Origin of the sequence: Streptomyces sp. NBC_01476 (genome assembly GCF_036227265.1) — a bacterium.
Lineage (GTDB): Bacteria > Actinomycetota > Actinomycetes > Streptomycetales > Streptomycetaceae > Actinacidiphila.
In genome coordinates, this window is the sequence record NZ_CP109446.1 from 5,580,293 (window position 1) to 5,593,449 (window position 13,157).

10 protein-coding genes are annotated in these 13,157 nt (G+C 73.0%); 5 read left to right on the top strand and 5 right to left on the bottom strand.

The features are described from left to right. Nucleotides 1–265 precede the first annotated feature (265 nt). Nucleotides 266–1,066: a polysaccharide deacetylase family protein gene (locus OG552_RS24520; protein ID WP_329136376.1), complete on the top strand. Its 801-nt coding sequence runs from the start codon at nt 266–268 to the stop codon at nt 1,064–1,066. Here OG552_RS24520 and OG552_RS24525 read toward each other — a convergent pair. After that, on the bottom strand, nt 1,036–2,517 hold the full coding sequence (locus OG552_RS24525) for a penicillin-binding transpeptidase domain-containing protein (protein WP_329136378.1): 1,482 nt from the start codon (nt 2,515–2,517) through the stop codon (nt 1,036–1,038). The two genes, OG552_RS24520 and OG552_RS24525, sit on opposite strands and share 31 nt — an antisense overlap. Before the next feature lie 43 nt (nt 2,518–2,560). Continuing rightward, a complete protein-coding gene (locus OG552_RS24530; protein ID WP_329136380.1) occupies nt 2,561–3,976 on the bottom strand; it encodes an FtsW/RodA/SpoVE family cell cycle protein in 1,416 nt (471 codons plus the stop codon). A 116-nt stretch (nt 3,977–4,092) separates the two neighbouring features. Between OG552_RS24530 and OG552_RS24535 the strand changes: the two genes are divergently transcribed. Then, entirely contained in the window at nt 4,093–4,755 is a 663-nt protein-coding gene (locus tag OG552_RS24535; protein WP_329136382.1) for a pentapeptide repeat-containing protein, read from the top strand. An 87-nt stretch (nt 4,756–4,842) separates the two neighbouring features. Next, nucleotides 4,843–5,334, top strand: a complete 492-nt coding sequence (locus OG552_RS24540) for a glutathione peroxidase (RefSeq protein ID WP_329136385.1) — start codon at nt 4,843–4,845, stop codon at nt 5,332–5,334. A gap of 725 nt (nt 5,335–6,059) precedes the next feature. Here the strand turns inward: OG552_RS24540 and OG552_RS24545 are convergent. Both OG552_RS24545 and OG552_RS24550 read right to left on the bottom strand, forming a co-directional pair. After that, nucleotides 6,060–6,332 carry a hypothetical protein gene (locus tag OG552_RS24545; RefSeq protein ID WP_329136387.1) on the bottom strand — a complete coding sequence of 91 codons (273 nt, stop codon included), beginning with the start codon at nt 6,330–6,332 and terminating at the stop codon, nt 6,060–6,062. A 132-nt stretch (nt 6,333–6,464) separates the two neighbouring features. After that, on the bottom strand, nt 6,465–7,469 hold the full coding sequence (locus OG552_RS24550) for a helix-turn-helix transcriptional regulator (RefSeq protein ID WP_329136389.1): 1,005 nt from the start codon (nt 7,467–7,469) through the stop codon (nt 6,465–6,467). 319 nt (nt 7,470–7,788) lie between these two features. Here OG552_RS24550 and OG552_RS24555 point away from each other — a divergent pair, with 319 nt between their 5' ends. Both OG552_RS24555 and OG552_RS24560 read left to right on the top strand, forming a co-directional pair. After that, nucleotides 7,789–8,934, top strand: coding sequence for a Gfo/Idh/MocA family protein (locus OG552_RS24555; RefSeq protein ID WP_329136391.1), 1,146 nt, complete (start codon nt 7,789–7,791; stop codon nt 8,932–8,934). A gap of 82 nt (nt 8,935–9,016) precedes the next feature. Further along, nucleotides 9,017–9,493 carry a hypothetical protein gene (locus OG552_RS24560; RefSeq protein WP_329136394.1) on the top strand — a complete coding sequence of 159 codons (477 nt, stop codon included), beginning with the start codon at nt 9,017–9,019 and terminating at the stop codon, nt 9,491–9,493. 391 nt (nt 9,494–9,884) lie between these two features. Here the strand turns inward: OG552_RS24560 and OG552_RS24565 are convergent, their stop codons facing one another. Beyond that, nucleotides 9,885–12,959, bottom strand: coding sequence for an AAA family ATPase (locus OG552_RS24565; RefSeq protein ID WP_329136396.1), 3,075 nt, complete (start codon nt 12,957–12,959; stop codon nt 9,885–9,887). Nucleotides 12,960–13,157: the final 198 nt, after the last annotated feature.

A 13,157-nucleotide genomic window follows, 5' to 3' on the forward strand; every position in this document is an offset into this window, starting at 1 on the left:
AACAAGCCCGTCAAGACCCCGCACACGACGACTTGACCCCGCACGCCCGCCCCGCCTCCGTAACGTACGGGTCTCGTAACGGCGCACCGCCCGGCCGCCGGAAGGGGAACCGAGCCTCCGTCACCCGCATCTATTCGTGCGCGAGTCCGGACGCGTGACGGACCCGCGTATACGAGACGGATCGGCACAACAGGCGGGCGGGCACACGATGGCGGGACGGCGGCTTCCCCAGATCTCCCTGGCACGGTTCAGGGCGGCGCCGCAAGTGGCGGCGATCACCCTGGCCGTGCTGGTGGTGGTGATCGCGGCGGTCGCCTCGGCGCTGCTCGTGCCGGGCGCGGACCACCGGTCCGCCGCCGGCGACGGGAAGGGCGTCAGGGGACTGCCCGCCACCACCGGCGGAGCCCCCCAGCACGCCCCGCCGCGCCACCGCATACCCGCCCCGCCGCCCACCGCGGCGGTGCCCGACTCGATCCAGCACCAGCCGGAGACCCCGGGCCGCAACGTCAACATCACCATCGACGACGGGCCCGATCCGGTATGGACCCCGCAAGTCCTCCACGTGCTCGACGAGCACCATGTGCACGCCACCTTCTGCATGATCGGCCCGCAGGCCAAGGCGCATCCCGCGCTGGTCAAGGAGGTCGTCGCCAGAGGCCACCGGCTGTGCGACCACACCGTCCACCACGACACGGGGATGGACAAGAAACCGATGGCGTACCAGTCCGCGGAGATCCTGGACGCGCTCGACATGATCCAGGAAGCCTCCGGCGGTGCCCGTGTCTACTACTACCGGGCCCCCGGCGGCGCCTTCACCCCGCCGAGCCGCGCACTGGCCGCCCAGCACGGCATGCGCCCGCTCGGCTGGAACATCGACACCAAGGACTTCGGCCGGCCCGGGGTGAACGCGATCCTCACCACCATGAAGGACGAGATCCACAACGGCCCGACGATCCTCTTCCACGACGGCGGCGGGAACCGCGGGCAGACCGTCCAGGCCCTCGACAAGGCGCTGACCTGGCTCAAGGGGCAGGGCTACGGCTTCAGCTTCCCGAAGGTGGACTGACCGAGCACCGCCCGCATCACCGCCCGGGCCACCGGCGCCGCGTTCCCGCCGCCCGAGATGTCCGCGCGTACCGCCTCCGCGTCCTCCACCACCACCGCCACCGCCACCGTCGCGACCGCGGAGCCGCGCGGCTTGGCGTAGCTGATGAACCAGGCGTACGGCGTGCCCACATTGGCGAGCCCGTGCTGCGCTGTGCCGGTCTTGCCGCCGACCACCGCGCCGGGGATCGCCGCGTTGGTGCCGGTGCCCGAGGTGACCACCGCCTCCATCAGCTGCTGCAACTGGTCCGCGGTCCGCCCGCTCACCGCCTGGTGCAGCACCTGGGGCTGTGTACTGCCGACGGTGAGCCCGCTGTGGTTGGTCACCTTGTCCACCAGGTACGGCCGCATCAGCCTGCCGCCGTTGCCGACCGCGGCGGCGACCATCGCCATCTGCAGCGGTGTCGCGGTGGTGTCGAACTGTCCGATGGAGGAGAGCGCCACCTGGTCCGGGCCCATGGCCGTGTCGAAGTTGCTCTTGGCGACGCCGGTCGGCAGCCGCAGCCGGGTGTCGTTGAAGCCGAACCGCTCGGCCTGGCCGGCCATCGCCCGCGCGCCGGTGTCCGCGCCGAGCTTGGCGAAGACGGTGTTGCAGGAGACCCGGAAGGCGTCGTACACGCTGGCGTCCACGCAGCCCGGGCCCTCGTTGGTGAGGGAGACGCGGGTGCCGGGGAGCCGGTACGGGTCGGGGGAGGCGGTACGCGCCCGCACGTCCTTCACCAGGCCGCTCTCCAGGGCCGCGGCGGCCGTCACCACCTTGAAGGTGGACCCCGGCGGGTAGGTCTGCCGGATCGCCCGGTCCAGCATCGGCTGGTCCTTGTCGGCGGTGAGTCTGCTCCAGGCGCCGATCGCGGCCGGGCCGGTGCCGGCCAGCTCGGCCGGGTCGTACGACGGTGAGGAGACCAGGGCCAGGATCCGGCCGGTGGTCGGGTCCACCGCGGCGACCGCGCCCTTGCGCCCGGCCAGGCCCGCGAAGGCGGCCCGCTGGGCGGCCGGGTCGATGGTGGTGTACACATCGCCGCCGCGCTGCTGCCTGCGGGTGATCTCGTTCCACAGCGGGACGGAGTCGAGCCGGGGGTCCGTCCCGGCCAGCAGCGGGTCCTCGGTGCCCTCCAGCAGCGTCGAGCCGTACGTCTGCGAGGCGAAGCCGGTCACCGGTGCGTAGAGCGGCCCGTCGGCGTACGTGCGCCGGTACCGGAACTGGCCGCCGGCGTCCCGCGATCCGGTCACCCGGTGGCCGCCGGCCAGGATGTCGCCGCGCGGCTGCTGGTAACGGGCGATCGGGATGCGCCGGTTGGCCGGGTCCGAGCCGTACGCGTGGGCGTCGACCAGCTGCACGCGGGCCGCGTTCACCAGCAGGGCGGCCAGCAGCAGCACGCAGAAGGCGGCGGCGAACCGGATGCAGCGGTTCACCCGGCGGCCCCCTGCCGTGCGGACGGTGCCGCGGTCCCGCGGCTCACGCGGCCACCTCCAGCACTCCGGGGACCGGTTCCGGCTCGGGGCGGCGGGCCCGGTCGCTGGCCCTGATCAGCAGCGCCACGATGATCCAGTTGGTGACCACCGAGGAGCCGCCCTGCGCCAGGAACGGCATCGCCATCCCGGTCAGCGGGATCAGATCCATCACACCGCCCGCGATCACGAAGACCTGGAGCGCCAGCAGCGACGCCAGGCCCACCGTCAGCAGCCGCCCGAACGGGTCGCGCAGCGCCAGCGCGGCCCGGAAGCCGCGGGCCACCAGGAGCCCGTAGAGCAGGAAGAGGGCGCAGAGCCCGACGAGCCCCAGTTCCTCGCCCGCGGTGGCCAGCACGAAGTCGGACTTCGCCGCGAAACCGATCAGATACGAGTGGCCCTGGCCGAGCCCCGCGCCGAGCAGGCCGCCGCCGGCGAAGGCGAAGAGCGACTGGGCGAGCTGGCTCGGCCCGAGTCCCGCGTCGATGGTGGCGAACGGATGGAGCCAGTCCTGCACCCTGCTGTGCACATGCGGCTCCAGCGAGCCCGCGGCGAACGCCCCGGCGGCGGCCAGCAGCAGCCCCACCGCGATCCAGCCGGTGCGGCCGGTGGCCACGTACAGCATCACCACGAAGAGGCCGAAGAAGAGCAGCGAGGTGCCCAGGTCCCGTTCCAGCACCAGCACGCCCACGCTCATCAGCCAGATCACCAGGACAGGTCCGAGCACCCGCGCGGTGGGCAGCTGCAGTCGGCGCACCCAGCCCAGCCGGTCCAGCCGCCGGATCCGGATGATCTGCCGGCCGGTGTACGCCAGGGCCGCCCGGTTCGCCGAGAGGTAGCCGGCGAAGAAGACCGCGAGCAGCACCTTGGCGAACTCGCCGGGCTGGATGGAGAATCCGGCGCACCGGATCCAGATCTTGGCGCCGTTGACCGCCGGGAAGAAGATCGGCGCCACCATCAGGGCCAGCGCCGCGGTCCCGCTGACATAGGTGTACCGGGAGAGCACCCGGTGGTCGCGGAGCGCCAGCACCACGGTGATGAAGAGCCCGACCCCCACCGCCGACCAGACCAGCTGCGAGTCCGCCGCCTCCGGGCCGAGTGACGGCGCCAGGTCGAGGCGGTGGATCAGCACCAGGCCGATGCCGTTGAGCAGCACCGCGATCGGCAGCAGCAGCGGGTCGGCGTACCGGGCCCTGGCGCGTACCGCCAGGTGGGCCAGGAGCGCCAGCGCGGCCAGGCCGCCGCCGTAACCGGCCGCGTCCGGCGGCAGCCGGCCGCCGTCGGCCAGGCCCACTTCGGCGTAGCCGTACAGCGCGACCGCCACCGCGCCGACGATCAGGCACAGTTCGACCCCGCGGCGGGCGGGGGGCCGCGGGGCCGGTGGGGGCGGAGCGGTGGGCGCGGTCGCCGACGGAGCGCTCATGGGCGGTCACGGTAGCAATCGCCGGGCATTTTGTCCGGCAAGCCGGATACGTCGGCTTTCGGGACGGCGGACGTTCCCCCCGCCGGCTGTCGGAGCCCGGTCGTAGGGTTGGGGGTGTGACCGCCGCCGAGGAAGCCGATGAACTCGCCGACCTGCCCTACGCCGATCTGCTGCGCCGCCACGACGGGCCGCTGGAGATCGAAGGGGATTACGACACCGCCCACTTCGACCGGCGCGTCGTCGAGGACGGCTCGGCACGCGGGGCCCGCTTCCTGGAGGCGGCGATCACCGACAGCACCTTCACCGGCACCGACTTCCGCCGGGCCCGCTTCAACGACCTGTGGGCGTCCGGCAGCCGCTTCACCGGCTGCTCACTGGCCGAGACCAACTGGCTGGACTCGCGGCTCACCGGCTGTTCGCTGGCCGGCATCGAGGCATTCGGCTCGGTCCTGCGCCGGGTCGTCTTCCGGCACTGCAAAATCGACTCGGTGAACCTGCGGGACGCGGCGCTGCACGAGGTGGTCTTCGAGGACTGCGTCCTGCGCGAAGTCGACTTCGGCCAGGCCCGCCTGACCGGCGTCACCTTCCCCGGCAGCCGGCTGGAGCGGGTCCGCCTCGGCCGCGCCACCTTGACGAAGGTCGATCTGCGCGGTGCGGCCGGCATCGACCTCGCCGACGGTTACGACGCGTTGCGCGGCGCGACCATCGGCTCAGCGCAACTGCTCGACCTCGCCCCGGCGCTCGCCCAGACCCTCGGGATCACGGTCAAGGACCGCTGAGACCGGCCGGGCCGCGGTTGAACAGCCGCGGGCCCGGCTCCGTACCTCCCTCAGAGCACTCTTACGCACGGAGCAGGAGAGACCCTTATGAGCACCCTTTACGACATCCCGCTGCGGACCATCGACGGCACACCCACCAGCCTCGCCGAGCACCGCGGCAGCGCCGTGCTGGTGGTCAACGTCGCCTCCAAGTGCGGCAGCACCCCGCAGTACGCGGGCCTGGAGCGGCTCCAGCAGCGCTACGCCGACCGCGGCTTCACCGTGCTCGGCGTGCCCTGCAACCAGTTCGCGGGCCAGGAGCCCGGCACCGCGGAGGAGATCCAGACCTTCTGCTCCACCACCTACGGAGTGACCTTCCCGCTGCTGGAGAAGACCGAGGTCAACGGCGAGGGGCGGCACCCGCTCTACGCCGAGCTGACCCAGGCGGCGGACGCCGAGGGCACGGCCGGCGACATCGCCTGGAACTTCGAGAAGTTCCTGGTCAGCGCCGACGGCAAGGTCGTCGGGCGGTTCCGCACCAAGACCGTCCCCGAGGCTTCCGAGGTCACCGGGGCGATCGAGGCACAGCTGCCGCGATAGACCCCGCGAGACCCCTGTGACCTGCGGTTCCGCCCCCTCGGGACGGCGCATAGATGCGCGATCGCGCCATGGCGGAATCAGGCCGGTCGGTGACCATTGTCCGGATCACCCCCCTGCTGGAAAGCTCTACTTACCGCCCCAAAGCGAGGAAGGGACAGCGGCAGTGCAGGAGAACGAGTTCCGTAGCAGGCACTTGTGTGCTGACACGGACCCTGCCCTGTGTGTTCCTCGCCAGGAGCGGCTGGATCGGCAACTCGCCTTGCTTCCCCGGGTATACGGCGAGTTGGAGGTGGCACTCGTAGCGGCGCCGAACTCCGGCGACCGAGTGACCGGCACTGCCCGGCCCGGCATCCCCCTGAACGGGCCGGCTGTCGAGGCGCGCGCCGCCGTACGAGGCACACTCACCTCCTGGGCCGATCCGATTGTCGAGGGCCGCACCGTCCGTCTCCCCCTACGGACGGTGCGGGCCCTCGCGGCTTTTCTCCGCCGGCCCCTCGGCCGGCCGGCCGCACACCCGCTCCCGCTCAGCGTCTGACGCATCACCCGCACGCGACCGCCGACGCCCCCCACCCTTCCGGCGCCACCGACCCCCCACCGCAGATCCGTCCCCCCCCTCGGATCTGCGCCCTGATTCCCCCACAACGCAAGAATCGCTGTACGGCCCGCGAACCATCACGGGCCGTACAGCGAAAGGGCGGGCAGGGCGGAGAGGAGTACGGGTTCCGTTACGGAATCCAGTTGTCCGCCTGTATCACGTTCGGACCGCCTGCCGCGACGTTCGGGATCCAGTTCGCCGGCGAGGCCTGCTCGCCGGCCGGGATCCAGTTGCCGTCGTCGGTGCCGGCCGGGATCCAGTTGTCAGGATCGGGGGCGGTGGGCGCGGCCGCCGCGGCCGGTTCGTCCACCGCGACGGCGGCGATCACGCCACCGGTCGAGGACAGAGCGAGGACCAGGGCTGCGACGGCAGCGATCTCAATCTTGCGCCGGGAACGCGACATCGTGGTCCTTCGGTTCGGAGGCCGGGGGTGCCTCAAAGGTGATGGTCGTACTCACGTTAAGAATGGCAAGGCGCCTGCGATGAGGACCAGGTTCCGCTTGTGCGTATGTACGCAATGGCGTAAATGCGCAGCTCAGATCAGCCCATGGGTTGCGGCCAGCACCCCCGCTTGAAAACGACTGTCCGCCTGAAGATATCTCATGACCTCGGACACCAGGCGACTCACCGTGCGCAATGACACCCCTAGCTTGCGCGCGATTCGCTCATCTGTCAGCCCGTTGGCGAGTAGTCGCATCGTCGTCCGGTGCTGTTCGGTGAGCTCGCCGTCCGGGTCGAAGGTGCTCGTGGCCTGTGCCGAGTAGGGCACCGACCGCAGCCAACAGTCCTCGTAGAGGGCGATGTACGACCGGATCAGCGCGGCGCCGCGGACCACGATCGCCGCCTCGGACGGGTTCTCCGGATTCGCTGTGAGAAACGCGGTGTGGGAATCCGCGATGAGCAGATCGAAAGGAACCTGGGCGGCCAGCCGTACTTCCACGCCGGTCGCCGAAAGCTGTGCGAGATATTTCCGCTGGCGCGGCGCGGAATCCACGCTCTGCGGATAGATCGCCCTTACCCGGATTCCCCGCTGAATGAGTTCCTCATCCGCCCGGATGGAATGGGAGAGCACTTCTGAATTCGGCAGTGGTCCCGGATGCATGGAACCGGTGGCGGCCGCGATGGAGGCGTTGAATTCGGCGAGTGTCTGCCGTTTGCGGTTGTCGCCGCGCACCAGCTCGACCTCGATCTCCGGTGACTCCCGCTGCACGGTGGGCCGGTACCGCTCCATCAGCGACTCGGCGGCCCGCAGCATGGCCGAGAGCTCCTCGCGCTGGGCCTGCAGCGCGTCCCGCTGCTTGGCCAGCAGGCCCATCAGCGCGGTGTCGGGCTCGATCGGATCCACTTCCTCCGGCACCCGGCCGGTGCGTATGAGTCCCAGCTCCCGCAGCTCCGCCCAGCCGGCCGCGGCCTCCGCCTCGGTCAGCCCGACAGCGGCCGTGGCCTTGGCCGGAACGGACGAGCCGTTGGTGCGCAGTGCCCGGTAAAGGGCAAGCCCGACGTCCCCGTCCACCCCGTTGGTCCGAGGTGAAATGGCCATGGCTTCCCCCTTTCGTCACCGCATGCCCCGCTACGCGGGCCCAGTGCGTGGCAAGGTGCGGCACCCGGAGCGACTCTAGCAACTGATCCGCCGAGTGCCACTGGATGAACTGAGGCATCGGTCCCACCGGACCGCGTCCCTTCCTTCCCGGCCGATGATCGGCTGATTCCGCGCCGGCGCGGAAAACCCGGAATTCGGCTGCCGCGCGCCGGGGCAGGCGCCCCCGGTCCGGTGCGGATGATAGGTCTGAGCTGCATGGTCCGGACGGCAGGCCAGGGCGGCAGGCCCGGGCGGCGGGCGCGGAACGAGAGGCGGGCGGATGGATCTGCTGTCCGGGGCGGTCACGCCCCCCACCGGCGGGCCGGTGCCCGTCGTCCTGATCGGCGCCGGCAAGGTCGCGCACGCGGCACATCTGCGCGAGCTGCGTGATCTGCGGCACGTGCTGCGGCTGGTGGCAGTGGTGGAGAACGACCCGGTGCACCTGGCGGCGGTCCGTGCGGGCGGCTTCCCCGACGCGGCGGTCTGCGGTTCGCCGGAGGAGGCGGTACGGGCCGGGGCCCGGGCCGCGCTGGTCTGCACCCCGTGGTGGACGCACCGCGAGGTGGTGGGGGCCTGCCTGGAGGCGGGCCTGCCGGTGCTCTGCGAGAAGCCGGTGAGCCTGGACCTCGCGGAGATCGACCAGTTGCTCGCGGCGGAGGAACGCGCCGGGGTGCCCGTGGCGGCCGGCTACATGAAACGGCACGACCCGGTGGTGGCGCGGTTCATCGACCACTGCCGCGCCGAACTGCCGCGGGCCCGGCGGTTCGAGATCGACATCCACGACCCCAACGCGCCGCACCAGGTCGCGCACCTGCTGCCGTACCCGCCGCAACCCTTCGGCCCGCAGCCGCCGGCCGCCGAGCGGGCACTGCGGCGGGCGCTGGGCGCGGCGGCCGGCTCCGTCCAGCGCGAGGCGTACGCGCGCGGGCTCGGCGGCTCGCTGATCCACCAGGTGAACATCGTGCACGCGGTGCTGGCCGGCAGCGGGTTGCGGCTGGACGGGCGGCTGCTCCACGCCGACCAGTGGGCGGACGGCGCCGGGATCGGCGTGCGCTGGCGCCCGGACCGGATGCTGCTGATCGACGCCACGCATCTGCGGGTGCCGGAACACCGGCGCTACCGGGAGACGCTGGAGTTCACCGCCGAGACGTCGGTGGCCACGCTCGGCCTGCCGTCGCCCTACGCCCGGGACGAGTCGGCCACCTTGACCGTCGAGACCTGGGACGCGCGCGGCGCGCAGTCCGAGCGGCGCACGTACACCGCGGAGCCCGGACGGACCGGTTTCCGGCAGCAGTTGCTCGCGTGGGCGGCGAGTCTGAGCGGGGAGCCGGGGCCGGGGCCGGCCGGGCCGCCCGGCCTGCCCGGGCTGCTGGAGGTCAGGGAGGACGCCCGGGTGATGCGGGAGGCCGCGCTGAGACTGGCATGAACACGGCCTGACGGTGCGCTGCATGCGGGCCCGTACCGGGGGTAGCCGAAGCTGAGCAGCGCACTTATCGGAGGTGACCGCAATGCTGATCCTGGGATTGCTGCTGGTGGCTTGTACGGCCGCGTTCACCGGGTTCGCCCTGGCTGACAACCTGAACGGCGGGCCTGACTACAACGTGACGGTGCTCGGGCACCAGGTCGCGACCATGAACTCGCTGGAGATCTTCTGTGCGGGTCTGGCACTGGCGCTGATCTTCGGCCTCGGTGTCCTGATGTCGATGGGCGGTATGTCACTGCGCCGCCGCAAGGCCCGCAAGCTCGCCGCGGCCCGCAGGGACGCGCGGGAGACGGCGCGGGAGCGGGATGAACTGGCCGCCCGGCTGGAGAAGGCGCCGGCCGCGACGGAGCCGGCGTATCCGGCGAACGCGGATTACGCGGATTACCAGACCACCCGTGAGGAGGATGTCGCGAACAATCGCGACATGGAGCACACCGGTACGGTTGCGTCGTCCGAACCTGGGCCGCAACGGCGCCATGCGCGGCACCTCTTCGGCCACTGAGCCCTCGCAGGGGCGCACCAGCCCACCCACCTCGCCCTCCCCGGCCCCCCGGCCGGCCCCGGCAGGTGGGTGCGGTCATTCTCCCCTCCGCCCAGCCCGTTGCGGTGGTTCGCCGATCCACCGGCCGGTGGTGGGTTGCTCGCGCAGTTCCTCGCGCCCCTTGTTGGGTGCCGTGCGTTCGACGTTGGCGGGTTCGTGCCCCGTAGGGGCGCTGGGGGTACCCCCGGACGAAGTCTGGGGGAGGAACTGCGCGAGCAACCACGACGGTGCCGCGCCAGGCCCGTCCGCCGAGCCCGTTGCGGTCGTTTGCCGGTTCACCGGCCCGGTGGTGGGTTGCTCGCGCAGTTCCTCGCGCCCCTTGGGCACTCGGGGGTTGCCGGCGCCGGTGGGGTCAGGGGACGTCCAGGGTGGGGTTGCCGTTTTGGAAGAGGGCTCGGGAGAGGGTCGTCCGGGAGCGGACGCCGAGTTTGCGGTAAGCGCGCGTCAGCGCGGCCTCCACCGTTTTGACGCTCACCGTGAGCATCGTCGCGGTCTCCCGGTTCGTCGCCCCCTGGGCCACCAGAAGCGCCACGCGCCGCTCCGTACTGGTCAGAGCCGTCAGCCCCGGCGCGGCCGGAACCGCCGGCCGCACCTCCACCCGGTCCAACTCCGCCGTGGCCAGCGCCAGCCACGGCCGCGCCCCGGCCCGCGTGAAGACCCGCGCCGCCTCCGCGAGAGCCGCCCGCGCCCCGCGCTCGTCACCGCACCGCGCCCGCACCCGCCCGAGCGTCAGCCGGGTCCGCCCCTCCTCCAGCCGGTACGGCAGCGCCGCCGCCTCGGCCGCCGCCCGCTCCAGCCCCGCCACCGCCCCCTCCCGGTCACCCCGCGCCTCCGCCACCAGCGCCGCCGACCGGTCGAGCACCGCCAGAATCCCGCGCCGCCCGAGCCGTACCGCCTGCGCCCTGGTCTCGGTCAGCAGCGCCGCCGCCTCGTCCGCGCAGCCCGCCGCGACCAGCGCCTCCGCGAGGTCCGCCTGCCAGCGGCGGATCGCCGGGTCGCCCTGGCCCTGCCCGAGTTCCAGCAGCCGGGTCCGCTGCAACGCGTCCACCGCCGCCGCGGTCTCCCCGCGCAGCAGCCGGATGTGGCCCTCGGCGTGCAGCGCGCGCGGCAGGAAGAGCCGGTCGTCGTCGTCCTCGCTGTGCCGCCGCGCCCGTTCCGCCGCCGCCAGCGCCCGGTCCGGACTGCCCCCGGCCGCCTCCGCGAGCGCGACCGCGTACCAGGAAGGGCCCTCGCTCAGCCCCGCCTGCTCGGTCACCCGCAGGCTCTGGTGCGCCAGGTCGAGCGCCCGCTCGCACCGCCCCCGCAGGATCTCCACCTGGGCGAGCCCGGACAGGCACTGGCACAGGCTCTCGGCCGAACCCCGGTGCCGCACGGTGTAGATGAGCGCCCGCAGTTCGGTCCTGGCGTCGTCGAGCCGGTCGTTCAGCAGATGACTGCGGTGCTTGAGGTACACCGGGCCGTTGTGGTCGAAGAGCACCTGCGGGTCGTGCGGCGCGGTCAGCGCGAGCGCGAGCGTCCGCTCGGCCGCGGGGTCCCCCAGGTAGAACTCCAGCGACGACTGCTGGGTGAGCGCGAGCAGTTCGGTGCGCCGGTCGCCGGCCCTCCTGGCCAGTACGGCCGAACGCGCCGCGTGCGTATGCGCGTTCGGCGCCGACCCCTCGACCAGCCGGGCCCGCCAGCCGAGCCGCAGATGGAGCCTGGCCAGCAACTCCGGGTCGTCGCGCGCGTCCTGGAGCGCCTGCGGGAAGACGTCGGCGACCTCGGCGAGCGCCTGCCCGCAGGTGTCGACGATCACCATCCAGGCCCGTACCCGTTCGGCCGGCCGCTCCGAGCCGGCCAGCACGTCGTGGGCGATCCGCCGGGCCAGCGGGTAATCACCGGCCGCGACCGCGTCCTCCGCGGCGGTCAGCCGGCGCTCGGCGTCCGCGGCCGGGTCGTCCGGCGGCGTGCGGTCGGCGGCGAACCCGCCGAGCCGCGCGGCGACCGCGGGGTCACCGCGCCGCCGGGCCAGGGCCGCCGCCTCGGCGAGCACGGCCGCGGTCCGCTCGTCCCAGCCGGGGGTCAACGAGGCCAGGTGGTGCGCGCGTTCGACCGGATCCTCGGCGGCCTCGGCGAGCGCGGCGTGCACCCGGCCGCGCGCTTCGGGGCCGGCGGCGTCGTACAGCGCGCGTGGCATCAGCGGGTGGGTGAACCGTACGAGGCCGCGCTGCGGCGTCTCCACGATGCCGGCGGCCGCGGCTTCCGCCAGGTCGGCGGCGGCCTGGTCGCAGCCGGCCCGCCGCAGCAGCCGCGTGCTCGGGCGGTCGGCGGCAGCGGCGGTGAGCAGGGTGTGGCGGGCCCGGTCGGAGAGCGGTTCCTGCCGGTCGAGCAGCAGCGTGCGTACGGACGGCGGCAGCGGTAACGGATCCCCGGGGTCCGCGGTGGCGGTGGCGCGGGCGAGTTCGAGCGCGATGGCGGGGTTGCCTGCGGCGCACTGCGCGATCCGGACGGTCGACGCGCGTTGCCTGGGCCCGGGTTCGGCCGCCGCGACCAGCGCGGTGATCTCGCGCTCGCTCATCGGCGGCACGACGACCCGCACCGCCCGCCCGGCCAGGGGCAGTTCGCCCTCCGGCGTGCGGGCGGTGGCCAGTACGGTGAGCGGGAGGCCCCGCATCCGCCGTACCGCGAAGGCCAGCGCGCGGGCGGTGGGCGGGTCCAGCCAGTGGGCGTCATCCACCGCGACCATCAGGGGCCCCTCGGCGCACAGCGCGGTCAGCGTCTTCAACACGCCCAGATGCAGCACGAGTTCACCCCGCCCATCCGCCGCCCCCGGGTCACGCGTCGCCCCCCACCCGGAAGCGACCTCGGCCGCGCGGCCCCCGACCGACCCGGCTACCGCCCTGACCCCGGTCGGCACCGGGGGCTCGGGGTCGTGGTGCGGGGCGGTGGCTGTGCCTCCGGCGTTGCCGGGCGCCGGAGGGCCGGCGTCGGGGCGGGGGACTGCTTCGGGCCTGGGGCCGGTCGCCACGGGCTCGGGGTCGTGGCGCGAGGTGGCGGCGTTGCCGGGCGCCGGAGGGAGGGCGTCGGGCCTGGGGCCGGTCGGCGGTCGCTCCGGGGTGTGGTACGGGGTGGGGGCGCGGTGCAAGGCCGTGTGGAGGGCGGTCAGTTCGGCGGGGGTGAGGTGCGCGGGGCCGGTGAGGAACGCGTCGTCGATGGCGGCGAAGAGGTCGATCAGGCCCAGGTAGGGGAGGCGTTGCTCGTCCCGTGCCGGATGGCAGGAGAGCAACCGGCGGCCGGCGGCGGCCTGTTCCGCCGCGAGGCGGGCGAAGAGCGTGGACCTGCCGATGCCCGGCTCACCGGTGAGCAGCACACCGGTCCCGGCAGCAAGCGCTTCCCCCGCGGTGGCGAGCAACGCGTCGCGGGCCTGTGGATACGGGCTGCCTCGCATGGACCCCTTCTTCTGGACCCCATGACCGAATTGATCGTGAACCTGCCAACCAAGTGCCCCCAGTGTCGGAAGCGGCGGCGATTCGGTCAAGAGCGCGTCAAGAAGGCCAGGTTGAGCAGGTCACCGCCGCGGAGGGCACCGACGGGCAGGGCCGCCGAGACCGTGCCGTACCACCCGGAAGCCCCGCGGCAGACGGCG

Bases quoted from the DNA above. Each gene is read 5' to 3' on its own strand.
- OG552_RS24555 (WP_329136391.1), top strand. From the start codon at position 7,789: ATGGATCTGCTGTCCGGGGCGGTCACGCCCCCCACCGGCGGGCCGGTG.
- OG552_RS24550 (WP_329136389.1), bottom strand. From the start codon at position 7,469: ATGGCCATTTCACCTCGGACCAACGGGGTGGACGGGGACGTCGGGCTT.
- OG552_RS24560 (WP_329136394.1), top strand. From the start codon at position 9,017: ATGCTGATCCTGGGATTGCTGCTGGTGGCTTGTACGGCCGCGTTCACC.
- OG552_RS24565 (WP_329136396.1), bottom strand. From the start codon at position 12,959: ATGCGAGGCAGCCCGTATCCACAGGCCCGCGACGCGTTGCTCGCCACC.
- OG552_RS24540 (WP_329136385.1), top strand. From the start codon at position 4,843: ATGAGCACCCTTTACGACATCCCGCTGCGGACCATCGACGGCACACCC.
- OG552_RS24545 (WP_329136387.1), bottom strand. From the start codon at position 6,332: ATGTCGCGTTCCCGGCGCAAGATTGAGATCGCTGCCGTCGCAGCCCTG.
- OG552_RS24530 (WP_329136380.1), bottom strand. From the start codon at position 3,976: ATGAGCGCTCCGTCGGCGACCGCGCCCACCGCTCCGCCCCCACCGGCC.